Annotated in this window: 29 protein-coding genes and 1 pseudogene; 9 read left to right on the top strand and 21 right to left on the bottom strand. The window is 65.9% G+C overall.

Annotated features, from left to right (window positions below; translation table 11 throughout):
• Positions 1-23: 23 nt before the first annotated feature.
• The 3 genes from AC1DS6_RS28935 to AC1DS6_RS28945 form a co-directional block, all read right to left on the bottom strand.
• Positions 24-383, bottom strand: coding sequence for a DUF2946 family protein (locus AC1DS6_RS28935; protein WP_441626019.1), 360 nt, complete (start codon positions 381-383; stop codon positions 24-26).
• A gap of 319 nt (positions 384-702) precedes the next feature.
• A complete protein-coding gene (locus AC1DS6_RS28940) occupies positions 703-1,203 on the bottom strand; it encodes a GAF domain-containing protein (RefSeq protein ID WP_477103667.1) in 501 nt (166 codons plus the stop codon).
• 403 nt (positions 1,204-1,606) lie between these two features.
• Positions 1,607-2,557 carry a LysR substrate-binding domain-containing protein gene (locus tag AC1DS6_RS28945; protein WP_441626023.1) on the bottom strand — a complete coding sequence of 317 codons (951 nt, stop codon included), beginning with the start codon at positions 2,555-2,557 and terminating at the stop codon, positions 1,607-1,609.
• 213 nt (positions 2,558-2,770) lie between these two features.
• Here AC1DS6_RS28945 and eno point away from each other — a divergent pair, with 213 nt between their 5' ends.
• The gene (gene eno, locus AC1DS6_RS28950; RefSeq protein WP_441626025.1) at positions 2,771-4,054 is read left to right on the top strand and encodes a phosphopyruvate hydratase; all 1,284 of its coding nucleotides are present in this window, start codon (positions 2,771-2,773) and stop codon (positions 4,052-4,054) included.
• A gap of 41 nt (positions 4,055-4,095) precedes the next feature.
• Here the strand turns inward: eno and msrA are convergent, their stop codons facing one another.
• The 3 genes from msrA to msrB form a co-directional block, all read right to left on the bottom strand.
• The gene (gene msrA, locus AC1DS6_RS28955) at positions 4,096-4,839 is read right to left on the bottom strand and encodes a peptide-methionine (S)-S-oxide reductase MsrA (protein WP_477103668.1); all 744 of its coding nucleotides are present in this window, start codon (positions 4,837-4,839) and stop codon (positions 4,096-4,098) included.
• 65 nt (positions 4,840-4,904) lie between these two features.
• Positions 4,905-6,698 (bottom strand): cytochrome c biogenesis protein DipZ, encoded by a 1,794-nt coding sequence (locus AC1DS6_RS28960; protein ID WP_477103669.1) that lies wholly within the window; start codon positions 6,696-6,698, stop codon positions 4,905-4,907.
• Between the two features lie 43 nt (positions 6,699-6,741).
• Positions 6,742-7,254, bottom strand: a complete 513-nt coding sequence (gene msrB, locus AC1DS6_RS28965; protein ID WP_441626029.1) for a peptide-methionine (R)-S-oxide reductase MsrB — start codon at positions 7,252-7,254, stop codon at positions 6,742-6,744.
• Positions 7,255-7,493: 239 nt separating this feature from the next.
• On the opposite strand from msrB, the gene AC1DS6_RS28970 reads away from it, so the two are divergent.
• The gene (locus tag AC1DS6_RS28970) at positions 7,494-8,225 is read left to right on the top strand and encodes a response regulator transcription factor (protein ID WP_441626030.1); all 732 of its coding nucleotides are present in this window, start codon (positions 7,494-7,496) and stop codon (positions 8,223-8,225) included.
• The gene (locus AC1DS6_RS28975) at positions 8,222-9,724 is read left to right on the top strand and encodes a sensor histidine kinase (RefSeq protein ID WP_477103670.1); all 1,503 of its coding nucleotides are present in this window, start codon (positions 8,222-8,224) and stop codon (positions 9,722-9,724) included. The genes AC1DS6_RS28970 and AC1DS6_RS28975 overlap by 4 nt, the downstream gene beginning before the upstream one ends.
• Before the next feature lie 11 nt (positions 9,725-9,735).
• On the opposite strand, the gene AC1DS6_RS28980 is transcribed toward AC1DS6_RS28975, so the two are convergent.
• Positions 9,736-10,635, bottom strand: a complete 900-nt coding sequence (locus AC1DS6_RS28980) for a LysR family transcriptional regulator (protein WP_441626034.1) — start codon at positions 10,633-10,635, stop codon at positions 9,736-9,738.
• A 231-nt stretch (positions 10,636-10,866) separates the two neighbouring features.
• Here AC1DS6_RS28980 and AC1DS6_RS28985 point away from each other — a divergent pair, with 231 nt between their 5' ends.
• A complete protein-coding gene (locus AC1DS6_RS28985) occupies positions 10,867-11,307 on the top strand; it encodes a DoxX family protein (protein ID WP_441626036.1) in 441 nt (146 codons plus the stop codon).
• Between the two features lie 73 nt (positions 11,308-11,380).
• Here the strand turns inward: AC1DS6_RS28985 and AC1DS6_RS28990 are convergent, their stop codons facing one another.
• The 3 genes from AC1DS6_RS28990 to AC1DS6_RS29000 all read right to left on the bottom strand — a co-directional run bounded on the left by AC1DS6_RS28990 (position 11,381) and on the right by AC1DS6_RS29000 (position 14,407).
• Entirely contained in the window at positions 11,381-12,730 is a 1,350-nt protein-coding gene (locus tag AC1DS6_RS28990; RefSeq protein WP_477103671.1) for an MFS transporter, read from the bottom strand.
• The gene (locus AC1DS6_RS28995) at positions 12,727-13,839 is read right to left on the bottom strand and encodes an MBL fold metallo-hydrolase (RefSeq protein ID WP_477103672.1); all 1,113 of its coding nucleotides are present in this window, start codon (positions 13,837-13,839) and stop codon (positions 12,727-12,729) included. Before AC1DS6_RS28995 ends, AC1DS6_RS28990 begins: the two co-directional genes overlap by 4 nt.
• 67 nt (positions 13,840-13,906) lie before the next feature.
• Positions 13,907-14,407 (bottom strand): ester cyclase, encoded by a 501-nt coding sequence (locus AC1DS6_RS29000; RefSeq protein ID WP_441626042.1) that lies wholly within the window; start codon positions 14,405-14,407, stop codon positions 13,907-13,909.
• Positions 14,408-14,697: 290 nt separating this feature from the next.
• Between AC1DS6_RS29000 and AC1DS6_RS29005 the strand changes: the two genes are divergently transcribed.
• From AC1DS6_RS29005 to AC1DS6_RS29020, 4 genes are all read left to right on the top strand, one after another.
• On the top strand, positions 14,698-14,832 hold the full coding sequence (locus AC1DS6_RS29005; protein ID WP_477103673.1) for a hypothetical protein: 135 nt from the start codon (positions 14,698-14,700) through the stop codon (positions 14,830-14,832).
• An 84-nt stretch (positions 14,833-14,916) separates the two neighbouring features.
• Positions 14,917-15,420 carry a GyrI-like domain-containing protein gene (locus AC1DS6_RS29010; protein WP_441626044.1) on the top strand — a complete coding sequence of 168 codons (504 nt, stop codon included), beginning with the start codon at positions 14,917-14,919 and terminating at the stop codon, positions 15,418-15,420.
• 111 nt (positions 15,421-15,531) lie between these two features.
• On the top strand, positions 15,532-15,834 hold the full coding sequence (locus tag AC1DS6_RS29015; RefSeq protein WP_441626046.1) for a hypothetical protein: 303 nt from the start codon (positions 15,532-15,534) through the stop codon (positions 15,832-15,834).
• Between the two features lie 253 nt (positions 15,835-16,087).
• Positions 16,088-16,435, top strand: coding sequence for a hypothetical protein (locus tag AC1DS6_RS29020; protein ID WP_477103674.1), 348 nt, complete (start codon positions 16,088-16,090; stop codon positions 16,433-16,435).
• A 75-nt stretch (positions 16,436-16,510) separates the two neighbouring features.
• Here AC1DS6_RS29020 and AC1DS6_RS29025 read toward each other — a convergent pair whose 3' ends face one another.
• Positions 16,511-17,713, bottom strand: a complete 1,203-nt coding sequence (locus tag AC1DS6_RS29025) for an MFS transporter (protein WP_441626050.1) — start codon at positions 17,711-17,713, stop codon at positions 16,511-16,513.
• A gap of 280 nt (positions 17,714-17,993) precedes the next feature.
• On the opposite strand from AC1DS6_RS29025, the gene AC1DS6_RS29030 reads away from it, so the two are divergent.
• On the top strand, positions 17,994-18,374 hold the full coding sequence (locus tag AC1DS6_RS29030; RefSeq protein WP_441626052.1) for a VOC family protein: 381 nt from the start codon (positions 17,994-17,996) through the stop codon (positions 18,372-18,374).
• 181 nt (positions 18,375-18,555) lie between these two features.
• Here the strand turns inward: AC1DS6_RS29030 and AC1DS6_RS29035 are convergent, their stop codons facing one another.
• The 10 genes and pseudogenes from AC1DS6_RS29035 to AC1DS6_RS29080 form a co-directional block, all read right to left on the bottom strand.
• Entirely contained in the window at positions 18,556-19,311 is a 756-nt protein-coding gene (locus tag AC1DS6_RS29035) for a gamma-glutamylcyclotransferase (RefSeq protein ID WP_477103675.1), read from the bottom strand.
• A 162-nt stretch (positions 19,312-19,473) separates the two neighbouring features.
• Positions 19,474-19,911: an ester cyclase gene (locus AC1DS6_RS29040; RefSeq protein WP_441626056.1), complete on the bottom strand. Its 438-nt coding sequence runs from the start codon at positions 19,909-19,911 to the stop codon at positions 19,474-19,476.
• Between the two features lie 94 nt (positions 19,912-20,005).
• Complete coding sequence (locus AC1DS6_RS29045; protein WP_477103676.1) at positions 20,006-20,983, bottom strand: Bug family tripartite tricarboxylate transporter substrate binding protein; 978 nt, start codon at positions 20,981-20,983, stop codon at positions 20,006-20,008.
• A 63-nt stretch (positions 20,984-21,046) separates the two neighbouring features.
• Positions 21,047-21,853, bottom strand: a complete 807-nt coding sequence (locus AC1DS6_RS29050; RefSeq protein ID WP_441626060.1) for an SDR family NAD(P)-dependent oxidoreductase — start codon at positions 21,851-21,853, stop codon at positions 21,047-21,049.
• A gap of 161 nt (positions 21,854-22,014) precedes the next feature.
• Entirely contained in the window at positions 22,015-23,112 is a 1,098-nt protein-coding gene (locus AC1DS6_RS29055; RefSeq protein WP_477103677.1) for a substrate-binding domain-containing protein, read from the bottom strand.
• Positions 23,113-23,205: 93 nt separating this feature from the next.
• Positions 23,206-23,826: a flavodoxin family protein gene (locus AC1DS6_RS29060; RefSeq protein WP_441626064.1), complete on the bottom strand. Its 621-nt coding sequence runs from the start codon at positions 23,824-23,826 to the stop codon at positions 23,206-23,208.
• A 135-nt stretch (positions 23,827-23,961) separates the two neighbouring features.
• The gene (locus tag AC1DS6_RS29065; protein ID WP_477103678.1) at positions 23,962-24,471 is read right to left on the bottom strand and encodes a hypothetical protein; all 510 of its coding nucleotides are present in this window, start codon (positions 24,469-24,471) and stop codon (positions 23,962-23,964) included.
• Between the two features lie 77 nt (positions 24,472-24,548).
• On the bottom strand, positions 24,549-25,097 hold the full coding sequence (locus AC1DS6_RS29070; protein ID WP_441626068.1) for a P-loop nucleotide/nucleoside kinase family protein: 549 nt from the start codon (positions 25,095-25,097) through the stop codon (positions 24,549-24,551).
• A 287-nt stretch (positions 25,098-25,384) separates the two neighbouring features.
• The gene (tssJ, locus tag AC1DS6_RS29075; protein ID WP_477103679.1) at positions 25,385-25,924 is read right to left on the bottom strand and encodes a type VI secretion system lipoprotein TssJ; all 540 of its coding nucleotides are present in this window, start codon (positions 25,922-25,924) and stop codon (positions 25,385-25,387) included.
• A gap of 53 nt (positions 25,925-25,977) precedes the next feature.
• Positions 25,978-26,224, bottom strand: a pseudogene (locus AC1DS6_RS29080) (type VI secretion system baseplate subunit TssG); the annotation flags it as partial.

The raw sequence follows: 26,224 nt of genomic DNA on the forward strand, positions 1-26,224 counted from the left end.
GGGGGGCGATCAGGCGAAGGCGATCATGCCAGGGGTGGCGCCCGGGCCGTTGCGCGCAGGAGGCCCGGAGGCTGGTAGGCATTGCGCTGCAATGCCGGCCGCGCAAGACCAAGCGGGGTGAGGTGGGGGAGAAAGGCGAACGGCGCGTGCGGCACCGCATTGGTGTTGCCAAGATCCGCGCAGACCAGGCAGCAGAGGGCATCGTCGAGGCTGTGATGGCTGCCGGGTGCGTCCTCAGGGAAGTGCGTTTGCTCGTCGATCGGGACAACGCGCATACCGCTTGCGCTGCAGATCGTCATGTCGGCCATCTGCCCGTCCACCTGCCCGTGGGCCATCTGCGGCCACGGTGCATGCAGCACCATGCCGAGCAGCGCGAGCCACAAGATGAGCCGACGAGTGAGGGGCATATTGTATGGAGACAATGGGTGGCCGATTATAGTGGCGAGCCGCCGCCTGCAAGGGCGCTGTGGGCCTGATTCCGCTGGATCGGGGTGCGGCGCAGCGCCGCACCCGCTGCCGTCGGATGGGCGTGTGCAGCACCAGGCATTGGATGCGGCCGGCGTCCTTGCATACCTGTCAGCTTATATCCCCTTGCGGCGCATTTCCCTGTGCTGTGTACGGTTCGCCACGTTTCTGCGTGAGAGGCGCTTGCAATTCAGGCATGCGTGTACTCCGGGGCTGACCGCAGGTGATGGGGGGCGGCTATGCCTGAGGCCAGCCGAGTTCGATGAACACCTTGCACAGTGCCTCCATGCCTGCCGCATCTTCGTCGTCAAAGCGGCCTGCCACCGGGCTGTCCACGTCCCACACGCCGATGAGCGTGCCGTCGGCGGCGATCAGCGGGACCACGATCTCGGATTCGGAGGCGGCGTCACAGGCGATATGGCCGGGGAATGCGTGGACGTCGCGGACGACTTGCGTGCTGCGGGTCTGGGCTGCGGTGCCGCAGACGCCTTTGCCGAGGGCGATGCGTACGCAGGCGGGTTTGCCCTGGAATGGACCGACTACCAGCTCGGTGCCGTCGTAGAAGTAGAAGCCTGCCCAGTTGAGGTCTTGCAAGGAGTGGAATACCAGGGCGGAGAAGTTGGCGGCGTTGGCGATGGGGTTGGTTTCGTCTGCCAGTAGTGAGCGTGCTTGGGTGATGAGGTTCTGGTATTGCTCGGGTTTGGAGGTGGGGGTGGGATTGGTGGGTTGTTGGTGCATGGTTGGGTCTGGTGGGTGGTTGCAGTCGCTGAACGTTGACGTCAAGGGTTTAACGTCAAAGGCCTAACTTCAAAAGCTTAAAGTCAAAGGCAGTTTCACCACCCCTGCGGGGCGGCGACCTACTTTCTTGTCTTGCCAAGAAAGTAGGCAAAGAAGGCGCCCCATACGGCCTGGTACACCTTGACGGCTCGCTTCGCATCGCGCTGGGGTGTGGCCCGCCCTTGGGGGCGCTCCACACGTTTAGACCGAATCGTGCGCTGGTGATATCGCTTTTCTTTGACATCCTTTGGTTCTTCGTGGCCTTCGTTTCGGTTCTACGTTCGACGCGAACTGCCGTCGGGTCTCCACTGGTTCGCTCCACGCTCCCGCTTGCTGGAGGGGCCGGGGGGACTGGGCGCGCTCGCTATGCTTTGGTGCGTCCCGCAGGGCTTTTCCGGCGCTTGGGAGGCATCCTGGCGGTAGGCTTGCCATCCGGTTTCTCGCACGTCTCCGGTTCGGGCTCGTCGGCCAGTTTATCCCGCAACCATGCGATAAACACCTCGGCGTCCTTCGGCAGTTCGCGCGCCGCAGGTACCGCCATCAGCCCGTACTCGAACTGCGCAAAGCCATATGGCGCGAGCAGTTGTCCATCCCTTAGCTCCTTGCGGATCAGCCGCTGTTCGATCAGCGCTACGCCTGCGCCGGAGAGCGCGGCCTCAATGCACAGGTGCGTGTGCGGGAAGGTGAGTTCGCCGGCGGGGGCGATGCGTTGGCCGGATAGCGCTTCCCACTGGTCCCAGGCGCTGGACGTGAAGTCATGCGTAATGCGCACGCCGGAGCGCACGGAGCCGGCGTATGACGGCGCGCACACGGGCCCGAAGGCTACCGGCGCCAGGTGCAGCGCGCGCTGGCGGTCGGGCTCGGGGTAGGAAGTCAGGTCCCAGGCAATGACTACGTCGGCGCCTTCCGTGCGCATTTCCCGGGCGGAGGTCATGGACAGGCGGATCCGGATGTCGGGCCGCAGGCGGTAGAAGTCCACCATGTGCGGCACCAGCCAGCGCATCGCGAACGTGGCGCTGCAGGCCACGTGCAGGCTCGGCCCGCGCGCCTGGTCGATCAGCCGGCCGTAGCCTTGTTCAAGCTGGTCGAACACGGACCGCACCACGTCGTACATGCCCTGGCCGCGCTCGTTAAGGCGTACCCCGGTGCCGTCCTTGTCGAACAGCGTCGTGCCGGCATGCTCCTGCAACAGGCGCAGTTGCCGGCTGATCGCGCCGTGCGTGCGGCATAGCTCTTCGGCGGCGCGCGTGATGGAGCCGGTTCGCGCCGTGGCTTCGAAGGCGCGCAGCGTGGACATGGGGGGCAGCGTCCGCATGAACTGTCCTTGTATGAAGAAAACTGACGAATACGGGAAATTAACTCGGTTTTGCCGGCGGCGGGATGAATCTAACATCCTTTCCATTGCCATTGCGGCAGCAAATTAATACGGCAACCAGCCTCGGAAGCCGATCCGGTAGCGTGAGTATTACTCACGAAGCTTTCGTGCCGGATGCCGCTGGCCAAGCATTTCTAATGAAAGGAGTGGCGGATGAGCCAGATCACGCAGGTACAGGGATATGAGGTGCTGGACAGCCGGGGAAATCCCACGGTGGAGGTGGAGGTCACGCTGGCCGATGGCTCGGCCGGCCGTGCCACGGTGCCTTCCGGCGCGTCGACGGGCGAGCGGGAAGCGGTGGAGTTGCGGGACCTCGACCCCAGGCGCTACCTGGGCAAGGGCGTGACCCGCGCGGTGGGCGCGGTGAACACCGAGCTGCGCGCGGCGCTTGCCGGCGTCGATGCCCGCGAGCAGCGGCAGGTCGACGACATCATGATCCGGCTCGATGGCACGCCGAACAAGAGCCGCCTCGGCGCCAATGCGCTGCTGGGCGTTTCGCTGGCGGTGGCACACGCCGCGGCCGCGTCCGCGCGCTCATCCTTGTTCGCGCATATCGGCGGCCCGCGCGCCAGTGTGCTGCCCGTGCCGATGATCAACATCATCAACGGCGGGGCGCATGCGGACAATACGATCGATTTCCAGGAGTTCATGATCGTGCCGGTGGGCGCGCCGGGCTTCGCCGAAGGCGTGCGCATGGCGTCGGAGATCTTCCACACGCTTCGGCTTGCCTTGAAGGCGGCGGGCTTCAATACGAATGTGGGGGACGAAGGCGGTTTTGCGCCCGACTTGCGCACGGCCGAGGAGGCGCTGGACTTTATCCTGCGGGCCATCGAGACAGCCGGATACCGGGCGGGCACGGAGGTGATGCTGGCCATCGATCCCGCAGCCAGCGAGCTCTTTACCGGCGGCGAATACGTCTATCGCGGGGAGGGCGTGACGCGGTCCAGCGAGGCCCAGGTGGACTATCTGGCCGGACTCGCCTCACGCTACCCGATCTTCTCGATCGAGGACGGGATGGCTGAAAACGATGCCGGGGGCTGGAAGCTGCTGACGTCCCGGCTGGGCGACAGATGCCAGCTGGTCGGCGACGATGTGTTCTGCACCAATGCCGCGTTGCTGCGCGCGGGCATCGGGAGCGGTATCGGGAACGCGATCCTGGTCAAGGCCAACCAGATCGGGACGCTGAGCGAGATGCTGGACACCGTAGGCGTGGCGCATGCGGCCGGGTACACGGCGGTGATGTCGCATCGCTCCGGCGAAACCGAGGACGTGAGCATCGCGGACCTGGCGGTGGCGACCGGATGCGGCCAGATCAAGACCGGCTCCATTTCCCGCTCCGACCGGACCGCGAAGTACAACCAGCTGATCCGCATCGAGCGAACGCTGGGCGCGCGGGCGCGGTACGCCGGCACCGCCATTCTCAAGGGCCGGACCTGATCGAGCGGCGATCCGCCTGCGCAGGCGGATCGCCGCCGCCATCACGAGCCCGCCACCTTCAGCAACACCGGATCGTTGCGATACAGGTCGGGGAACATCTGCTTCAGGTAGCCGATCTTGGGCAGGTCGTTGACGACGATATAGGGATGCGCGGGATGGTTGGTCAGGAAATTCTGGTGATAGCTTTCCGCCGGGTAGAAGGCCTTGTAGTCCTCGATGCGGGTGACGATCGGCGCCTTGAAGGCATTGGCCTTGCCCAGTTGCGCGATATACGCCTGCGCTATGCTGCGCTGTTCGGCGCCAAGCGGGAACACCGCGGAGCGGTACTGCGTGCCGTGGTCCGGACCCTGGTAGTTGAGCTGCGTGGGATTGTGCGCGACGGAGAAGAAGACCTGCAGCAGCTTGCCATAGGTGACCTGCGCCGGGTCGAACGTGACTTGCACGGATTCCGCATGGCCGGTGTTGCCGCTGCTGACGGTCTCGTACTGCGCTGTGCCGGCCGCGCCGCCGGCGTAGCCCGACGTCACCTGCTTCACGCCGCGCACGTGCTGGAACACGCCCTGCACGCCCCAGAAGCAGCCGCCCGCGAACACGGCGGTTTCGCTCTGGGCGGAAGGGGCCTTCTCGTCCAGCGCGGGCGGGGGGATCCTGACGGCGTCCTCGGCGGAGTTCGCCACGCGCTGCCAGGCCAGCAGGCCCGCGGCCAGCATGACGAGGCCCGCGAGCCTGGCGGTGGACGAGCGCGTCCACCAGGAGGAGGCGCCGGTTGAAGAGTTCGTGGTCATGATTGCCTGTCCTTGAATATTGCCGTTGGTGATGCTGTTGATGCTGTCTGTTGCCGGTGCGCGCATCAGCCGAAGGTGAATGCGTAGGCTTCGACACCAGCGTCGAGGAATTCGATGGCAAAGGTGCGGTCGGCGACCTTGCCGTTTTGCCGCACCAGTTGATACAGCCGCTGCTCCGTGACCGTGCCGCTGCCATCCGCCGCCACGTCGGTGCCGTGCGCGTCGCCCGGCGCGGCGCCGTCGATCGTGACGCGGAAGCGCACCGGCTTGCCGTCCTTGCCCGGCCCCAGCACCAGGTGCAGGTCGCGCGCATGGAAGCGGTAGACGATGCGCCCGGACGCGCCGGCCAGCGTCGCGTGCTCGGCCCCGACCTTCCAGGTGCCGGCCAGGCCCCAGTCGTTGAGCGCGGGTTGCGCGGGTGCGGTGTAAGTGTGCGCCTTGTCTTGCGCCTCGCCGCCCGGTGATGCAAAGTTCTCCGCCCGCTCGTAGCCGAGATAGGTTTCGCCGGACTGAATCTCCGCCTTGTCGGCAGCCATCTGCACGCCTTGCGCGCCGGTGGCGCCCAGCCCCGCGGCTACCTTCGCCGCGCCGGCGTGGCCGGCTTCCGCCAGCAGTTGCTGGATCACCTGCTCGGATTTCGCGTACTCGCCTTCGCCAAAGTGGTGGAAGCGGATCTGCCCCCGCGCATCGATGAAATAGTGCGCCGGCCAATACTGGTTGTTGAAGGCGCGCCAGATCGCGTAGTTGTTGTCGACCGCGACGGGGTAGTCGATGCCAAGGTCGCGCGTGGCCTTCTTCACGTTATCGATATTGCGCTCGAAGGCAAACTCCGGCGCATGCACGCCGATCACCACCAGCCCCTGGTCGCGGTACTTCTCTGCCCACGCTTTCACGTACGGCAGGGTGCGTAGGCAGTTGATGCAGGAGTAGGTCCAGAAATCCACCAGTACCACCTTGCCGCGCAATCCCTCCACCGTGAGCGGGGGAGAGTTCAGCCACTGCACGGCTCCCGCCAGCGCCGGCAACTGGCCTTCCACGGGCAGCGGTGCCGGGCCGCCGAGCGCCGCGCGCATCATCGCGCCGGACGATGCGGTCATCGCCGGGCCGGCTTGCGCATCCTGCGCGGGCGCCGGCCTGGCCGACAGCCGGTCGACCAGGTGCTGCTCGATCCCGCCGGTGGCCACGGTCGACACGCGCGCCAGCACGCCGGTGTCCAGCCCCAGTGCAATGGCGGCCACGCCGAGCAGCATGGCGGCGCCGATCCCGCGCCGGACCCATTCCCCCGCGCCCAGCGAGCGCTTCATCGCGGTAAAGACCCGGCCGCCGATCAGCAACGCGACCGCCAGCGACGTGGCCGCGCCGGCGGCATAAGCCACCAGCAGCAGCGTGGTGCCGACGCTGGCGCCGCGCAGCGCGGCCCCGGTCAGTACCAGGCCCAGGATCGGGCCGGCGCAAGGCGCCCACAGCAAACCGGTGGCGATGCCCAGCAGGAACGACGAGCCCGGCCGGACTTGCTGGCCATCGGCCTGGGCAAACGCGGAGAGCCGGCTGCCGGCGCTGACCAGCGGGTGCATCAGCCGGTCCGCCAGGCGCGGCAGCAGCAGCGTGAGGCCGAATACGGCGAGCAGCGCAATCGCCAGCCAGCGTCCGTACTGGTTGGCCTGCGTCACCCATCCGCCGCCGACGGCGGCCAGCGTTGCCACGCCCGCGAAAGTCAGCGCCATGCCTGCCAGCAGCGGCAGGCCGCTGCGCACGAATGGCTGGTCGGCCCGCGAGAACACGAAGGGCAGGACGGGCAGGATGCACGGGCTCAGGATGGTGAGCGCGCCGCCCAGATAGGCAAGGACGAGGAGGAGCATGGAATCTTCGCGGTTGGGGTTGGAGGCCCGGATGCCCGGGGGCTCAGGCGGCTTGCGGCTTGAACGCCATTGCCAGGCCGTTCATGCAGTAGCGCAGCCCGGTCGGCTTGGGGCCGTCGTCGAACAGGTGGCCCAGGTGGCCGCCGCAACGGCGGCAGTGCACTTCCGTGCGCGACATGCCGAAGGAGCGGTCCGTGCGCGTGCCGACCGCGTTGTCGAGCGGCGCCCAGAAGCTGGGCCAGCCGGTACGGCTGTCGAATTTCGTGCGCGACGAGAAGAGATCCAGCTGGCACCCCGCGCAGGCGAAGATGCCGGCACGATGCTCGTCGTTCAGCGGGCTGCTGTAGGGCCGCTCCGTGCCTTCCTGCCGCAGCACGTTGTACTGGGCCGGCGTCAGCACCTGGCGCCATTGCTCGTCGGAGCGGACCACCTCGAAGGTGTCGGCGGGCTTGCCCGCGCCCGGCTGCCCGGCCGCCATTGCCCGCCAGCCGCTGGCGGCTGCGAGTGCCGCCACGGCGGCACTACCCGATACCAAAAAGCGCCTTCTGCTTCCCATGATGTGCTCCTGGCCTTGATTGGCGGGCCGTTGCGGCCGCCCGTTGCTGATCGTTGGCGCATCGTAGGCCTGGCGCAATCCCGAAGTCCTCACGAAAGGTTAAATTAATTGTGATAACTCAATGCCTCGAAATTTTGCACAATAGCCAGGCCGGCGCACTTGCCGCGGCTGCCCTGCCAGGCGCGAGCGGGATCGCGCCCCGAGGCCAGAACCGGATCACCTCAAACGGATCACCCCAAGTGGATCACCCCAAGCGCATCCTGATTGTCGAAGACGACGTCGACATCGCCAATATCCTCAGCCTGCACCTGCGCGACGAGCGCTATGACGTCGTGCACAGCGCCGACGGCAACGAGGGCCTGCGCCTGCTGGAGCAGGGCAACTGGGACGCGCTGATCCTTGACCTGATGCTGCCCGGCGTCGATGGCCTGGAGATATGCCGGCGCGCCCGCGCCATGGCGCGCTACACGCCGATCATCATCACCAGCGCGCGGTCCAGCGAGGTGCACCGCATCCTCGGCCTGGAACTCGGCGCCGACGACTACCTCGCCAAGCCGTTCTCGGTGCTTGAACTGGTGGCGCGCGTGAAGGCGCTGCTGCGGCGGGTGGATGCGATGGCAAAGGACCTGCGGATCGACGCCGGCAGCCTGGAGCTTGGCGGCCTGTCGATCGATCCGCTGACGCGCGAGGCCACCGTGGACGGCCGGCGCATCGAACTGACGCCGCGCGAGTTCGACCTGCTGTATTTCTTCGCCCGGCATCCGGGCAAGGTGTTCTCGCGCATGGACCTGCTGAATGCCGTCTGGGGCTACCAGCACGAGGGCTACGAGCATACGGTCAACACCCATATTAACCGGCTGCGCACCAAGATCGAAGCCGATCCGGCGCAACCCAGCCGCATCCTGACCGTCTGGGGGCATGGCTACAAGCTCGCGGCGGGACCCGCGGCGGCGCAGGGGGATGCGCCGTGAACCTCGGCCTGAACCTGAGCCGGCGCCTCACCCTGACGCAGCGGCTGTCGCTCGTTTTCTCCGTGCTGCTGCTGGCCTGCTGCGGCGCCTCCGCCTGGCTGCAGGTCCGCTCGAACGACATGCGCGAGAAAGAGGTCATCCAGGACCTGTCGCGCGGGCTTGCCGGGCACATCGCCCGCAACGCGTCGCTGATGGATGCGAACGGGCTGAAGCCGGATGCCTTGCGCCGCTTGTTCGGCCAGTTGATGGTGGTGAACCCGAGCGTGGAGGTGTACCTGCTGGACAGCCAGGGGCGCATCCAGGGACACGACGCGCCGGCCGGCCACCTGCAGCGCGAGCAGGTGGACCTCAAACCGGTGCAACGCCTGCTGGCCGGCGAGCCGCTGCCCATCCTCGGCGACGACCCGCGCAGCGCCGGCGGGCGCAAGGTGTTCAGCGCGGCGCCGCTGCGCGCGGGCGGCGGCGAGGCCTCCGGCTATATCTACGTGGTGCTGCTGGGCGAGGCGCATGACGAACTGGCGGCTAGGGCGTCAGCCAACTCGGTGCTGCGGACGACCTTGTGGTCGATGGGGCTGGTGGCGCTGCTGGGTTTGTTCGCGGGCCTGATGGCGTTCGGGCTGATTACCCGGCCGCTGCGCCGCCTGACCGAAGCGATGCGCCGCTTCGATGCCGACGCCGCGCCGCCGGCGCAGCCGCGCGTGCCGCGCCCGCCGTCCGCCAACACGCGCGATGAAATCGTCGCGCTGGAGGCGGCTTTCGCGCAGATGGCGGACCGCATCGCCGAGCAATGGCGCGCGCTGACCAAGCAGGACCAGGAGCGGCGCGAACTCGTCGCCAACATCTCCCACGACCTGCGTACGCCGCTGACCTCGCTGCATGGCTACCTGGAGACGCTGTCGCTCAAGGCCGACACGCTCAGCGAAGCCGAACGCAAGCGCTATCTGTCCATCGCGCTCGCGCAAAGCCTCAAGGTGGGCCGCCTGGCGCAATCGCTCTTCGAGCTGGCCCGGCTCGAGCACGGCATCGTCCAGCCAGCGCTGGAGGATTTTTCACTGGTGGACCTGCTGCAGGATGTCTTCCAGAAGTTCGAGCTGCCGGCCGAAGCGCGGCATCTGCGGCTGCGCGCGGGCATCCCGCAGCGCTTGCCCGCCGTCACGGCCGACCTCGGCATGATCGAGCGCGTGCTGACCAACCTGCTCGATAACGCCATCCGCCATACGCCCGCCGAAGGCGCCATCGACGTCGACCTGGCCCTGCGCGAGGGCAAGGTGTCGGTCACGGTCAGCGATACCGGCCCCGGTATTCCGCCGGAACTGCGCGACAGCCTGTTCCAGCGGCCGTTCAGTTCCGGCGGCGCGCATCGCGGTGGCGGCCTGGGTTTGCTGATCGTCCAGCGCATGCTGCAGTTGCATCACAGCCAGATCCGGCTGGTGGAACGGGCTGGCAGGGGGACAGTGTTTTGCTTTGAGCTGCCGGTGTCCGGCGGCGCATCCCGCTGAAGGGGCGGAGCTCAGTCCGCGGCCTGGCCGGCAAAGCGGGAGATCAGCCACGAGGCGGCGGGGCCGGGCGGCGTGTCGGTCCGGTAGATCGCATCGAACGGGTATAGGCCACCCTTGTAGTCCGGCAGGTCGAGCAGGACCAGGCGGCCCGAGTCGAGGTCCTCCTGCACCATCGGCACCGGCATGTTTCCCCAGCCGATACCTTCGCGCAGCAGCATGTGCTTGGCACCCAGGTCGGCCAGGCGCCATGTGTGCGTGCCGATCACCGAGAAGTCCACGTTACGCGTGAGCGGGGAGCGATCCGACAGCACCAGTTGCACGTGGTGCCGTCCGGCGCCTGGCGGATTGGGGTTGGCGCTGGCCAGGGGGTGGCCCGGAGCCGCGACCGGCCGCAACATGACGCCGCCGATCCCGATGCGCTCGATCCCTGCCGTGACTGCGCTGAGCGGCCCGCTGACGCCAATCGTGGCACCCTGGTCCAGCACCAGCTGCGCCACCGCCCCAAGCGCCTCCATGTGCAAGTGAAGCGCCACCGTGGGGAATGCATCGCGGAATGCCTTCAGGGCATCCACCACCCGTGCCGCGGGGAGCATCACGTCCACCACCAGATGGAGTTCGGCCTCCAGGCCCTGCAGCAGGCCCTTTACCTTGGCGCGCAACCCCTCAATGTGCAGGTAGACCGTGCGCGCCTCGGCCAGCACGGTGCGGCCGGCCTCGGTCAGTTGCGGTTTTTTCGTGGTCGTGCGGTCGAATAACGCTACGCCGAGCTGGTTCTCCAGGTTGGCGATCGTATAGCTGATGACCGAGGTCGCCCGGCTCAGCTTTCGTGCCGCGCCGGCAAAGCTGCCCACATCCACCACAGTCAGGAAGACCTTCAGCTGATCCAGCGTCGGCGTACCGGGATTGGGCATCTTATCGATTTCATCGAACGTTTCGATCCATATTATCCCAGTTTCGCGTACGTAAAAACGCGCCTACATTTCATCCATCGGCCGCGCAACGCAATGCAAGGTAACGCAAAGTGATGCAACGGCCATGCGGAAATACAGCCGTGCAGCGCACGTCTTGCCGCAGACCAATCCGAATCGCTTGTTTCAACCGGCCAGCCAAGGCGGCGCGGCCAAACCGAATGGAGAATCATCATGTCTCAAACCGCTCAGCTTGACGCCCGGAGCCGCACCTTTTCTGAATCCCCCGCCACGGCGGGCCTGACGCTGCTCGGCCGTGTTCTGGTCAGCGCCATCTTCCTGCTGTCCGGCGCGTCCAAGCTTGCCGCGCCGGCGGCCATGGTCGGCTACATCCAGTCGGTGGGCCTGCCGTTTCCGCAGTTGGCCCTGGGACTGGCAGTCCTGGTGGAACTGGGGGGCGGCCTCGCCCTGGTCCTGGGCTACCGCACGCGTCTGGTTGCCGCCATTCTCGCCGTCTTCAGCGCAGCCACCGCGCTGGCCTTCCATGCCAACCTGGCGGACCAGAACCAGTTCATCCACTTCTTCAAGAACATCGCGATGGCAGGCGGCTTGTTGCAGATCGTGGCCTACGGCGCTGGCCGGTTCAGCCTCGACGCGCGCCGCGGCAATGCGTGAGTCTGGCCGGACCCAGGCAAAGCCGGAGCGGGGACAGCGGTCTGCGCAGAAGCGGCGTGGACATGGGTACGTGTCAGGACGATGCCCCCCGTGATCCGGCGGGGCGGAATGCGCGCATCGGAAACGCCAGCACGAAGATCAGCGCGGCCAGCACCAGCGCGGCGCTCAGGATGTACAGGCTATAGGCAAAGCCGCCTGTCGCCGCCTTGATCGCGCCGACCATGACCGGTGCGACCAGGCCGGCGCTGCCGCCGATCGTGCTGATCATGGCGATGCCGCCGGCCGCGCCGCGGTTCGCCAGGATGCTGCCGGGAACGGTCCACAGGATGGTGAAGGCGCTGGCAACGCCCGCCGACGACAGCGCCAGGCAAAACACCGCGGCAAGCGGGCTGTGCATGAACATGGTGGTGAGCGACAAGCCGAGCGCGCCAACCAGCGCCGCCACGGCAAAATGCCAGCGGCGCTCCCCGGTGCGGTCCGAATGGCGTCCCACGGCGACGGAGGCCGCGATGCCGGCGACCGCCGGCACCACTGCGTAGAAGCCCACCTGCAGCACACTCAGCCCCATCATCTTCAGCAACGTCGGCTGCCAGAACGACAAGGCATAGATGCCCAGGATGACCAGGAAGGAGATCAGGCCGAGCAGCCACACGCGCCCGTCGCGCAGCGCGGCGCCGAAGCCGTGGCTGGTGCGGTTGCCATTCGTGGCCTGGTCCTCTTCGAGCAGGCGGGCTACCCGCTGCTGTTCCGGGGCGGTCAGCCACCTTGCCCGGGCGGGCCCGTCCGCCAGCACGAAGAAGGCCAGGATGCCCAGCAACACGCTCGGGATGCCCTCCAGCAGGAAGAGCCACTGCCATCCCCGCAAGGACCACGTGCCGTTGAGAAAGGTCATCACCAGTCCGGCCAGCGGGCCCGCGACGATCGGCGCGGCGCCGTAAGCCATGAAAAACAGCGCCGTGGCCTGCGCCCGCCGCCGCGACGGGTACCACAGCGTGAAGTAGAACAGCACGCCCGGCGCGAAGCCGGCTTCCAGCACCCCGATCAGGAACCGCAGCGCATAGAACTGCGTGGGCGTGCTGACAAAGATCATGGCCGCCGACGCCAGCCCCCACAGGCCCATGATGCGCAGCAGCGTGGCCCGCACACCGATCTTCGCCAGCATCAGGTTGCTCGGGACCTCGAACAGCGCATAGCCGAGGAAGAAGATGCTGGCTCCCAGGCCGAACACAGCATCGCTGAAGCCTAGATCCTCGCGCATCTGCAACTGCGCGTAGCCGACGTTGGTCCGGTCCAGGTAGTTGAAAACGTAGCAGATGCACAGCAGGGGAAGCAGCCGCCAGGTGATCTTGCGGAACAGTTCGCTGTCGGTGGCCGGATCGCCGGCCACCATGCTGACCCGCTTTGTCAGGGTGACGGTATTCATTGCGCGGCGCTCCTGTCTTCCTGGAGCGCGGCAGTCTTTGCGACTGCCAGTTCGCCGAATGCGGTCTCGCCCCACAGGTGGCTGGATGGCGCGCCGGGGAACAGCCAGTACGGCGTGCACTCGGACGAAGGCACGACATTGCTGAACGGATGGGCTTCCGAAGTGCCCGCGATGGTCTTCTCCAGCACCATCGACAGGTACTGGTCGTTGCTGCCCTCCTGGGTATTGCCGTTCAGGATCACTTCCGCGCCGGTGGCGCGGGCAAAGCGCCGGATGCCGTTGTGGCGCGAGTTCGCAGGCGCCCAGCTATCCGCCGAGACGCCGTTTTCGCTGCTGACGCGGATGCCGTCTGGCGCGCGGTACACCAGCGAGTGGTTGCCTTCCGTATGTCCTGGCGTATGCACGAGTGCCAGGCCGCGCCCCAGGCGCACGCTGCCGCTGAAGGCGACGATGCGTTCCGGCTGCACGCCCGCCAGGCCATTGGGACAGTACCAGTCGGCCTGTACCGGCAGCAGGCCGTGCACGCTGGCCAGTTCTTGCTGGTGCACCAGCAACCTGGCGTTCGGCAACAGCCCGGCGTGGCCGTTGCTGCCGAGCCAGCGGCGTACGTCCTGCGTGTGCAGGTGATCGTAGGTGATGTAGTCGATCTGCTCCGGCGCCACGCCGCAGCGCTCGAGCGCCTGCGGCACGGTGGCGTAGACGGGCGCGATGGTGCTGTGCAGGAATTGCGGCGTCTGCGTGCCCATGCGCTTGAAGTAAGGCGTCTCGGCGCCCGCCTCGAAGTCCGCGGGAGTGAACAACAGCGTGCGCAACTGTCCCGCGAAGTTCTCGTACTGGATCAAGGTCATGCGCGATAGCAGGTGGATCAGGTGCGGCTTGAGCATCTGCTGCGAGTACACGCCGTTGAACGCATACCAGGCAGGGTAGGGGACTCGCAAAAGGTTGAAGCTGCGCGCGAACCGTACCGGCGGCTCCTCCAGGAACTGTTCGCGGAACTGCTGCCCCGCGCGGCGCAGCGCGCGCAAGCGGTCCTGCGGGGCGGGCGCGCCGCGGGCGCCGTCGAAATCGGAGAGCGGCAACGGGCCGGACGGATCGGGTTCGCGTTTCATGCGGTGTCTCCTGTGGTCTTTGCTTTATCGTTTTTGTTTGTTCTCTTTCCCCCCAGCGTGGCAATGCTCAAAAGGCAGGTTCGGCCTGGTGCGCCTGCGGCTGCCCCAGCAGGCCGCCGATCAGCCGGGGCAATATCTCGGGCGGCGTTCCGGCCAGCAACTGGCGCATCATCGTCAGCGTGTCGAAATACACGCGCTCGCAGACCAGCCGCTCGTCTTCGAAGATGAACAGCGCGATCATGCGGCAGCGAAAGGCATTGCCCGTCGGCGGCAGGCCGCGCAGCGGGCCGCGGTGCGTGCCAAGCAGCCAGAACTCGACGATGACGGAATCGTCCGTGTGACGAAGCTGGATGATCTCGTGCCGTTGGTCGGGGAAGGCCTTGCGGCTGTCGATGTAGTACTGGCGCACGGTATCGGTGCCGTCGTGCACTTCGCCGCTCGGGATCAGCTCATAGTGCGGATGCGGAAAGGTAGCGAGCACCGCGTCGAAATCCTGCCGCGTTTCGTCGGCAAAGTGGTCAAGCACAAGGCGTTCGCGGTGTGCCTTGAGTTCGGAGGAAACGGTCATGTTGTAGCTCCATGTGGGGCAATCTGCGGATCGGTGCGGCTGGTGCCGCCATCCGTTGCCTGGAGCGATTATCTGCAGCGCGCCGCGGGAAGACTGTCGCGGCTTGGCAGTTGCTGATCCGGATAAACCCCGTGCCGGGGTTGATGAGGGCCGGGCGGCTACGCGTCCGCCGCTTCCTGCGCCGGCTACGCTCGCGGTTCGCAAGGGGTAGTAGGCAACCTCGTCCGAACGGGGTCTTCCGTGCGGCCGGTGCCGCGAACGCTTGCAGGCTGAGCAGCCCGGAGACCGGCATGGGCGCTATCGGCGTGCGCATGTTCCTCCTGAGTGCTTCGCCGGGGTACCATGCCGCCATGGTCAAACTTGCTCGCTCCCGAACCTCGGTCAGCCCGGATACGCCGCAGGCGCTGTCGGGCTGTTTCCTGTGATACCCGGCGCAGCGCTTGTCGTGCGTCGCCCATAGCCGTTCCTTGAGACGTTCCTTTTGTATTCCCTTGACGGAGCCTGTACGCATGCAAGAACCGAAAGCCGCCGATCTCCCTTCGCCACGTTTCGAAACCGGCCCGACGCTATGGGTAGCCGGACTCAGCGACCGTTTCACGCCGGACACGCACGCGGGCATCCCGGCACTCTGGCAGACGTTCATTCCCTATATCGGACAGGTCCCGGGCCAGGTGGGCTGGATCACCTACGGCTTGTGCTGCAATCCCGGGAAGGACGGCAGCTTCGAGTATGTCGCCGGTGTCGAGGTGCGGAGCCCGGACGGGCTGCCACCGTCCTTTCGCTCCATCAAGGTAGACCCGCAGCGCTATGCCGTGTTCGAGCATGCTGGCGATATCTCGACGCTGCACGTGACCTGCCGCACCATCTGGCAAACGTGGCTGCCGGCATCAGGCTTCCAGTCGGGGCATGCTCCCGATTTCGAGCGCTATAGCGCGGACTTCGATCCTGTCGCGGGAACCGGCACGGTGGAAATCTGGTTGCCGCTCAGGGACGCGGTGAGCGGGCCGGCATAAGGACTAGCTACCGGCATGTACAGAAAGCCAGCCGGCGTCATGTTTTTGATACTGCATTCGGCAAGCAGCTTCGCCACGGCACAGTGCCCACCCGACGCGTCCTGCGGCCCCTTGACGCCGGAATTCAAGGTGGCGATGTACGCCTCCATCGTTGCCTTCCCGATGGCGTGCGCGAAGCTGGATCCCGCGAATGCGGCTCGCTACACGGCAGCCCTGCAGACGGAGCTTGGCAAGCTGGACGCCGGGGACCGGCAAGCCATGGCCGAGGCGGCGCGCGACCCTGCTCTGCCAGAGATGCTGGCTGCCGCCGGGAAGAAGCTCGACGAGGAGCAATCGCCCCGGATGCTGCTGAAAAAATGCGACCGCGCCCTCCGGCGCTCCGAAGCGGGCGAGACGGCAAGCCAGAATCGATAGCGCAGCCGGCGCGCAGGCGCGCGCGGGGAGCTTGACAGCATTTTTGCCATCAGCCACCAAAAGGCCATCCGCGCAGGGTGTTGGGCCACGACCGACGCGTTCAGCCGGTTGTTGGCCGCGCCCCATCATTTGCTCCCCGTTTTGGGCTCTTCCGTGCACACCGCGTGGCCCCGCGCCCATGGCATGGCGTGTGCTCTGTGGGAAGGTAGAGCGCCTTTCGCGGCGTTCGTCCCCCACTTCGAAGGAGCACATCATGAATCGCAAATTCGCCTGTACCGCCATCACCGCCGCCGCAATTGCCGCCGCTCTCCTGGGAGGTACCGCCTACGCCTCCGGCCCGCGGGACAGTACCGTCTCCGGTGACAAATACGGCTACAACTTCCGCGCTGGCAAGACCGACGCGTTCACCGACGGTGGCCGTAGCGGCAAGTTCGACACCTTCAGTGACGGCGCCCGCATGGTCGATCCGTACACCGACGGCGGACGCATGGTCGACCCTTACACCGACGGTGGACGCATGGTCTCCGGCATGGACCGCAGGGGCGTATCGGCCGAGCCTTCGCGCAGCTTCGACGTCTACACCGACGGCGCCAATACGTGAGTGGCTGGCAGCACCCGCCACGCCAGCATCTCGCCAGATCCGCGCATGCGGGCCTGGCGAGGGCTGGATCCCGGCCTATCCGGAATCGGCCGCGCAGCGCGTCGCGTGCATCCGCCTCGCGAGGTAGGCAAGGTTGTGCGCGACAAACAGCGCCAGCAGTATCGCAGCTACGCTCCAGGCAAGCGGCGGCAACCAGGGCAACAGGGCCGCTATCTCCGGATGCTTGCTGGCCCCTGACGTGACGATGGCAATCCGTGTGAACGCGGCGAGCGCGGACAGCGCGAACACCAGCCCGGTGAAGCAGCCTTCACGCCCGACATGGCCTGCATCAATGGCGGCGTTCGCAGCGGTGCCGAAGATCACTCCCCACAGCCCGCCTGTCACGCATTGCATGGCCAGGACCCCGGCAAGGGAAGCCGCCGACGCGAATCCGAACAGGGCCAGCGTGCCAAGCGCGGTGGCCGCCAGCAGCAGAACATAGGCCGGGAGGCGCCTGAAGACTGCGGATCCCGGCAACAGCACGCACAGCGCAAAGCCGATCCAGAATGCCGGCATGACGCGAACCAGATCGGACGCCGGCATGAATTTCAGGTATGCCGGCGCCGAGTTGACAGTTGTGTGGATCTGAAATCCCAGCGCCAGGGACCAGACGGCAGCAAAGAACAGCCAGATCATCCGCGCACGCCCAGCGCCGCGTGCTGTCATTCCTGCATCGTCAACAAGGGGCGCAGGCAATGTCTCGGCCCAGCGTAACGCTGCGACAGCCACGACGAGGCCCGCGCTTGCAACGACAAAGGGCAAGGTCGGCGATATACCGCGCAGCCAGACGGTAAGCGTGGGCGCCAGCGCGGCGGCGATGCCAAGGCCGAGAAAGGAGCACGCCACAAAGAACGGCGTGGCCGAAGTCTTCATGCTCCTGCTGATGATCACCATGGGCGGCGCGCGCAGCGCCGAAGATGTCGCGGCCCACACCGCGGTCAGGCCAATCAGGAGCACTGGTGAAGTCGCGTGCGGCAGCAGGACAAACGCGGCGCACGAAGCCACGGTCATGGCCAGTATCCACCCGCCAAGATGCCGCATCGCATTCGCGACACGATCCGCGGCAATGCCCAGCGCGCAATCCATGGCGACAAAGATCACCTGGTCCATCAACAGGATCCAGGCGGCATGTTCCCGGGGAATGCCCGCCTGCGCCGCCAGTTGCGGAAGAAACGCGAGGTATAGCGTCCACGTGACCGCGAGCAGGAATTGCACGGAACAAAAGATCAGGGCGCGCATTGATCTCTCCGGCTATGCATCGAGGGAATCGGTCATTCACCCGCGGCCGCGCGGCAGCATGCCCATGCCGCCAAACCCTTCACCACCAAGCATAGAGCAGGCGCTTGTTGCGCGAAAGCGTGCACTTTGTGCGGGACATGCACCATGTCCCGGGACGGATTCATCCCGCTGTGCATGCCGCAGCGTTGCCGGCTTGAGTCCCCCGCCACGATGAACAATACTGGGCCATAGGCTCGCAGGACGGAATGGGCGGGACCTGCGCCATATCAAGGAGCGATCCATGTTGCGCGACAGTCATGCATTCAGCGGATTCTCGGTCGACGACATCGCAAAAGCGACGGACTTCTATGGCGGAACGCTGGGCCTGGAAGTGACAAAGACCGGGGGCGTGCTGACGCTGTACCTTGCTGGCGGCAACAACGTGTTGCTCTATCCCAAGGCAAACCATGCGCCAGCCACGTTTACCGTGCTGAATTTTCCCGTGGAAAGCGTGGACCGCGCCGTGGAACAGCTGGGCAAGCGCGGCGTGCGGTTCGAGATCTACGACCTGCCTGGGCTGAAGACCGACGAACGCGGGATCTGCCGGGACAGCGGCGGCCCTGTCATTGCGTGGTTCAAGGATCCGGCGGGCAACATCCTCTCGGTGCTTGAGCCGATGTAGGTCTTTGCAGCCGGCGGCGGGGCAGCGGCAGATCTCTGCGCGATATCCGAGGTGACATCGCGGACGCACGAAGGGCCGTTCATGCCACTTTCAGCCATCGTTTCGGCAATTATCAAAATTCGGAAACGATGACCTTGGTATCTGGCCATGAACCGGCCTGACAGGCTGGCTGACGGCGTGGCTACTCGCGGTGTCCCGCGCCTGACTGCGTGCAGGTGGCTCGAAGATCGGCCAGGTTTCTGGCGACAAGCCGCTGCAGGTTCCAGAGACTGGCATCCCGGATGCCAAGGCGCTCCAGGTGATCAACGGTCTGCATCAGGTACTCGGCACCGGATCCCCAATGGCCGACTGCCTTGCTCAGTACGCTTGCGATTTCCTCGTTGGTCACGCCGCCGACAAAATTGCGGCCCTTGCGATCGGCGGCAAAGACGATGGCGCGCACGGGGGTCTGTCCCGCCCTGGCGGTCACCCATCGGGGTGGGCTGGTGGGCGGCTTGACGGTCATCTCCCGCCGCCAAAGGATGCGGAGGACCTTCATGGCCCGGTCCCCGGCGATTCGATACAGCGCGCCACGGCAACTGCCACCCGGTACCAGCGACATCATCAGCCCGGGCTGTTCGGGCGTACCGCGGAACCGTGTGAGCCGGATGCAGAAGGCACGATGCCAGCCGTGCAGGGCGGCTGGCATCTGTTCGTCAACCTCAAAGCCCGGGTTCCACAGCAGCGAGCCATAGGCGAACAGCCAGATGTCCTGGCCGTGCCACGCACCGGCGGCCAATAGCGCATCCAGGGATGCGTCGTAGTCGGCCTCGTTGTGGACGACGACGCCAGGGGCGGGCCCGGCGTCCTCGACCTTGCGCGCAATGCGCCCCACCAGGTCGGGCGTCAGGCGCGGCGGTGCCGAGCGGTGCTGATGTGTCGTAGCGGGCGGTTGCATCCGTGCTCCCCATTCACTGCCTCGCGGCGATGCGGCTCGGCTGCTGTAACGCTAGACCACGCGGCAACATAGAACAAGGCTGGGCCGGCCAGGTGCCGGCGCCATGGCGAAGTGGCGAGGTGACGATACCTCCACCGTGATCCCGCGGCTGGGGAGTGCCCTTTACCCAGCCGCCAGCCCCAGCGAGCGCAACTTCGCCCCCTGGTCGAAATACGGCCTCTCGCAAACGATCTTGTCGCTGCCTGGCGCGAACTCGAACGATGCCGCCATGCGCACCCGGAACGCGCGGCCCGTCGGCGGGTACACGGTGCCGTTTGCCTTCAGGGGGCCGAGATGGGTGCCGGTGAGCCAGAACTCCACCAGCACCGTGTCGTCCGCGGCCGCAATGGCGATGATCTCGTTGGCCTGGTCGGGAAAGGGTGTGCGCGACGACGCAAAGTAGCCGCGCACCGCTTCCTCGCCATCGAAGACCGCGCCGCCGCCGTGCATCTCGTAGCGCGGGTGGGCGAATGTGGCGATGACGGCGTCCCATTCCCGGGTGCACTCCAGGGCCATGTGATCGCGAACGGTCTGGATGCGGGCTAGAGACAAACTATCCATGTTTTGGGCTCCGTGATGATGCGTCGTGAATGCGTTGATGCGTTGATGTGTTGATGTGTTGACCCGGTTTGGTTCGATGGCGCGGGGCAGCCGCTCATTCCTGCGTGACGCCGGCGGTCCTTGCAACTTCCTTCCATGCCGGGATGTCGCGGGCATTCAGCCTGCCGAGTTCCTCGCCGCTCATCGGCGTGGCGGCGATGCCCATTTCCAGCAGGCGCACCCTGATTTCCGGCATGGCAAGCACCTGGTTCAATGCGTCCGACAGCTTCCGCACGATCGGCTTCGGCGTGCCGGCCGGTACATAGAGTCCCCAGCGGAACACACGGTCGAAATCGATGCCCTCGTCGACATAGCTCTTCACGCCGGGCAGGCTGGGCGAGCGCGAGGTACAGGTGCCAAGCGCCTTGACCTTGCCGGACTTGACGAAGGGCGTGCCTGAGGTCATGTCGACGTAACTCAGCTTGATATGCCCGGCAACAATGTCGTTGAGTACCTGCGGCACGGTCTTGTAGGGGATATGCGTCATCGAGGCGCCGGCGAGCTGCTTGAGCACTTCGCCGCAGAACTGTCCGGTGGAGCCGGTGCCCCAGCTGGCGTACTGCACCTGGTTGGGATGGCTCTTGGTGTACGCCACCAGCTCCTTCAGGTCGTTCGCCGGAAAATCGTTGCTGGCCACCAGCAGGATTGCGGCCGTGCCGACTTGCCCGATGGCGGTGAAATCCTTGACCGGATCGTAGGGCAGCTTGGTGTAGACGGCGGCGTTCAACATATGCGTGGTGGCGCCGCCGAGGGTGAAGGTATAGCCGTCAGGTGCGGCGCGCGCCACGGCTTGCGTGCCGATGATGCCGGAGGCACCGCCTTTGTTCTCGACCACGATGGGCTGCTTCAGGATCGCCGACATGCGTTCCGCGAGCACCCGGCCGAGAATGTCGCCACCGGAGCCGGCGGAGATCGGCAGCAACATGCGAATGGGGTGGGAAGGATAGTCGGCGGGGGATTCCGCGGCTTGCGTGGCGGACACGGGCGCTGCGAGCGCGACGAGGAGCGAGGCGGTGGCGAGGTAGTGGGGCATTGGGGTGTCTCCTGCTTCTTTGTGATGTGCTACAGGGCCTGTCCGGCGCTTCGGGCCTGCCGGTCACAGACCCAGCCCGCCATCCACGACCATCTCCAGACCGGTCACATAGCGCGATTCATCGGATGCAAGAAACAGCGCCGCGTATGCAATATCCCATGGCGTACCCTGCCGGCCCATCGGGCAGCGGCTGTTTCGGAACTCGCGCGCGGCTTGCACCGCCGCCGCGTCGCCATCCGTGAGATGGGCCGCGTGCGGCGTATCGATCAGGCCGGGCAGGATCACGTTGCAGCGCACCTGCTCCGCCGCATAGCGGCGCGCAAGGATGCGCGTCATATGGTTGAGCGCGGCCTTCGATGCGTTGTAGGAGAGAAAGGGCATGGGCCCCCATCTGCGGCTGGCGATCGAAGAGATGTTGATGATCGAGCCGCCACCCTGCGCGATCATGTGCGGCATCACCTTCTGGCAGGCGAGCATGGCGCCCTTCAGGTTGATGTCGAACACGCGGTCCCAGGATTCCTCGGTGATGTCTTCGAGTTCGGCGATCTCCTCGATGCCCACGTTGTTGTGCAGCACGTCGATGCGGCCGTAGTGCCCTCGGCAGGCGTCCACCATGGCTGCCAGCCGCGCACCGTCTCGCACGTCGGCCTCGAAGGCGCTGGCGCGTCCACCCTCGGCTTCGATCTGGCTCGCGGTGCGCCGGGCCAGCGCCAGGTCGCGGTCCACGCACAGCACCGCTGCGCCTTCGCGTGCATAGACGATGGCGGCGGCGGCGCCGTTGCTGGTGTCGGCGCCGATCGAACCCGCGCCGACAACGATGGCTGCCTTGCCGGCAAGCCGGTTCATTCCCTTGCGATTGCTGTCCGGCATGCTGTGCCTGTCTCCGTGGTGATCCCTTTTCATGGCCCCGCGCCGATGGGCATGCGAAAAATATAGCACAGGATTGAAACGTTTCAAATCAAGGGTAAACGACTGGCTGCGGCGACGCGGAATAAAGACAAGACGCGAAGATGCCCTGTGGGAAGCAAGCCTTAGCTGGCCGCGCTCTTTGCCCTTGGCCGTAGCGGCTTCCTGCGCGTGCGCGCATCGATTGCGGCGCACGACTCGCGCAGGATCAGGTCGCAGGTCAGCATCAGGTGCCCGGTGGGGGTGGATTCGCCGCTGCCTTGCGCCTGCGGTTCCATTTCGGCAAGCAGCAACTGCGCCGCATGGCGCCCCATATCCTGCAGGCTCCAGCTCAGGGTCGTCAGCTCGGGGGTGTGCACCTGCGCCAGTTCGGTATCGCCCACGCAGATCACCGACAGGTCGCCGGGAATGTCCTTGCCGCACTGGCGTGCCGCTTTTAGCGCGCCGGCCAGCAGCGTGGTGCCCAGTCCGAAGATGGCGGTAGGCGGCGCAGCCTGCTGGAACAGTGCCAGGCATTGCGAGAAGGCGACATCCATCGAACTTGTGTCGATGCGCACAAGGTCCAGTGCGCCGGTAGCGCCGCGCGCTGCGGCGGCCGTCTCGAAGGCATGCCAGCGCTCGCGCGCGGGGCGCAGGTGCGAGCTGGGGAAGAGCAGGGCGATGCGGCGGTGGCCGAGGTCGAGCAGGTAGTTCGCCGCTTTCAGCGCACCGCTGAAATGGTCCACCTTTACGCTAGGGCGGTCCGGGGCGATATCGCGGTCGAGGATGACCAGCGGCGCATCGATTTGCGCGATCTGCTGCTGCAGCTTGGCCGAGCTTTCGGAGCCGGGCGCAAACAGCACGCCGTCGACGCCGACGCGGGTAACGTCGAGCAGCAACTCGCATTCGCGTTCGGTGTCGTTATGCGTGTCTACCAGCAGCAAGGTGTAGCCGGCTTCGCGCAGCACGTGTTCGGCCGCGCGCACGATGACGCTATAGAAGCGGTTGGTGATATCGGGCACCAGGCAGGCCACCAGCCGGGAGCGCCGCGAGCGCAGGCTGCGGGCGGCGGCGTTGGTGACGTAGCCGATCCTGCGAGCGACCTCGACCACGTGCGTGACGGTCTCGGCGGAGGGCCCGCCGCGTCCCGCCATCGCATTGGATGCGGTACCCACCGAAACGCCCGCTTGCTCGGCCAGGTCCTTCAGGGTCGGCTTGCGCTGCGCTTCAGTGGTCTTCTTCATGGGACTCCGCGGATCTCGTCGTTTCCTGGTGCCGGCAGTGTAGCATGGGCATGAAACGATTCAATCGCGCGGAGCGGACTTGCGGGAAGCGCCTCAGGCCGCCTTCTTCAACGTCGCCAGCGCCTGCCGGCCAGCCGCCAGTTGCTGCGCCACTTCCGCGACGCGCGCACCCAGGTGCTCGGCCGTGCGCAGGTCCGCCAGCGGGGGCACCACATCCGAGCTTTCGTCAGCGTTCGACTGCGCGGCCGCGCCCAGGAAGAAGCCGTGGCGATTCAGCGAATCCTCGGTCGACTTCGAGTTATTGTGTCCCGGCGGCAGGCCAAGGTTGACCCAGTGCATGCCGTGCTGGGCGGCGAAGATCGAGATCTGCTGCAGTGTGGCCAGCTTGTCGCCCGAACGCGATGCCGCGTTGGTGAAGCCCGCCGCCACCTTGTTGGCCCACTTGCCGCCCTTGGCGAAGACATTGCGCGAGGTGGCGTCCATAAAGCCCTTGAACTGCGCCGATGCGCTGCCCATGTAGGTGGGCGCGCCGAAGATGATGCCGTCCACGTTCTCGAGCGTGTCCCAGTGCTGGTCGATGTCGTCGACGCTGATCAGCAGGCTTTCCACGCCATCGACGCTGGCGGCGCCGCGTGCGACGGCCTGTGCCTGCTTGGCGGTATGGCCGTAGCCGCTGTGGTAGACGATGGCGATCTGGGTAGCGTTGGCGTTCATGATATGGGCCTCAAAGAAATTTGAAATATTTGAATGTGGCCTGCATCGCGGTGGTCGTTTGATTGCTGGGCCGGTGAAGCAAGTCTAGGCGTCGGCCGGCGCAGTTGGCGGGAACAATATCAACCAGTTGTTGAATTATTTTGAATGAACGGGCAGCGTGAGAGATTTGGTACGTCTGGCCCATCGCGCCAGCCGCGCGTGCCGGTGCCGGAACAGGCATCTCACCACAGCGGCCATTGCGCCTTCACAACCTGGCAGCCAGGCTGCAGGCCCCCGCAACTCGAAAGCCAGCCGGTCGCGTACCTCGCAAAAGCCATCGGCCGTATCGCGAATCGTCCGCTCGTGCACCCAGCTGCGCATGGTCAGCATCCGCGACGTTTCCCTGAACCGGTACCCGGGCCCGACCTCCGCCAGCATGATGTCGTCCGCGTCCACCGGAAGCACGCAAAGCGCCAGCAGCCAGCTGCGGCCGAGGCGCTCGCCAAGCGGCAGCTCGTCGAGCGTCCTGCCTCGCATGGCGGCCGGGGCCGTCATACGCAGCCAGGGAAACAACTCATCGTTGATGCCTTCCGCCGTGGTCGCGCGGTGCCAGGCCTGGCTGGCGCGCACTGGCAGCGGGGAGGCAAGCTCGAACATCAACGGCATAGGAGGCCATCCGGCAATGGTTGAATCCGCTGGCCATGATAACGGAAGGGCACTCCCGCACTCGATGCTGCGCCGGATCAGGAGGATGGCGTCAAGCCGGCAACGGCTACAGTGGCAGGTTCATGCCGGATCACGTGGAAACCCTCGCCCTCCGATGGCGCAACGAAGTATCGGGTGATTTCATCGAACTGCGCATCGCTGGTCTCAAACGCATGCGTGCCGCTGGCATTGCGGGCGCGCAGGCGTGCCTTGCACAAGGTGTCCGGCATATCGAGATAGTGGAGCTGATGCGGTACGCCCGCCTGCTCGAATATGGCCCTGGCCCAGCTTCGGCTGGCCGGCGTGTTGGCGGGGAAATCGAGCACGACCGACATGCCCGCCAGCAGCAGTGCCTCGATGTGGCCGGTCATGGCGTCTCGCAGCCTGCCGGCGCAGCGGACATAATCGGAGATCGCCCGGATTTCCCCAGGGTAGAGGCGCGACAGCCAATCGTCCTCGCTGATCAGCACGGTCGCCGGACGGGCCGCGAGTTGCTTCGCCAGCGTCGATTTTCCTGCGCCGATCTTGCCGCAGACCATATAAAGGGTGGCGGGTGGTCGGGACGAGGGAACGTTGTGTGGCTGCATTTCAATCTCCTTGGCGATGAAAGCCCCGGGAGACGGAAACAAAAAACCCGCCTCATGGGGCGGGTTGCTTTGTGTGCTCAGGCCACGCGCTAACCCACCATCCGGGGGATGGTGCGAATAATCGAAGGGGTTTGCACGCGGTTCATGAGATGGAGGATAAGTGACTGCGCGTTGGCACGCAATCACTTTGGAACGAGTGCCACCCGGCACCCAGCTGCGCATAGTCAGCATCCGCGACGTTTCCATGAACCGGTACCCAGGTCCGACCCCGGCCAGCATGATGCCGTCTACCGTCCACGGGCAGGACCGTCAAAGGAGGCTCCCGCCAGTTCCAGCGTGCTGCCTCGCACTTCGATCTTCACGGGATCGGTCTTTTTCCACTGCTTCTTCGGCACCATCAGTTTCCAGGTCGCCTCCTTGTCCGGACTCCGGAAGAGGGCAATGACCCCGACATACTGCGCGTCGGCATGCATCGGCTCGCTCAGGCTTACGCTCGCGTCCGGGCGCAGCACCACGTCCCTGGCCGCTAGCAGATCGGCCTTGAGGGATTCGAGGTCATTCGTCTGCAACTGCGCATAGCCCAGCTGTTCAAAGGCCTGCGGCGATTTCAACTGGTAGATCCGCACCACCGTCGACAACGATTGTCCGGCGCCGTTTGCATTTAACGACGGCCGGCTGGTGAGATCGAGGCTCATGGTCTTGACCTGCGTCGTGAAGGCCCATTTCGTGGCCTCCACCGTGCTGTCCTTGACTGCCTGGCCCACGCCGCAACCAGCCATATGGGTGGCAACCAGCAGTAGGGCACCGTTTCGAAGCTGTCGCCTCATCGTGTTGATCCTCTTTGTGCAGCGTATCGCTGCGTTTCATTGACAGTGCGGGTTCAGCGTTGCGCCGGCATTCCTGAGCTGTGCCCGCGCCAGTTCCCGAGTTGCACGCGGGTAACGGCATCGCTGGTGCCCGTGGCGTCGGCTTCGCTGCGCCGCCTGAGCTGCGTGGTGTAGCCCAGGCTCACCTGGTCCGAATTCAAGGCCGGCGCCGGCATCAGCGCGGGCCTCACATGCATCTCCAGATGCGCGTGCGCTGCATAGCCCAGGTAGAAGCGCAACAGCGCCGTCACCTCCCGGTGG

Source organism: Cupriavidus sp. 05L310 (genome assembly GCF_056398185.1).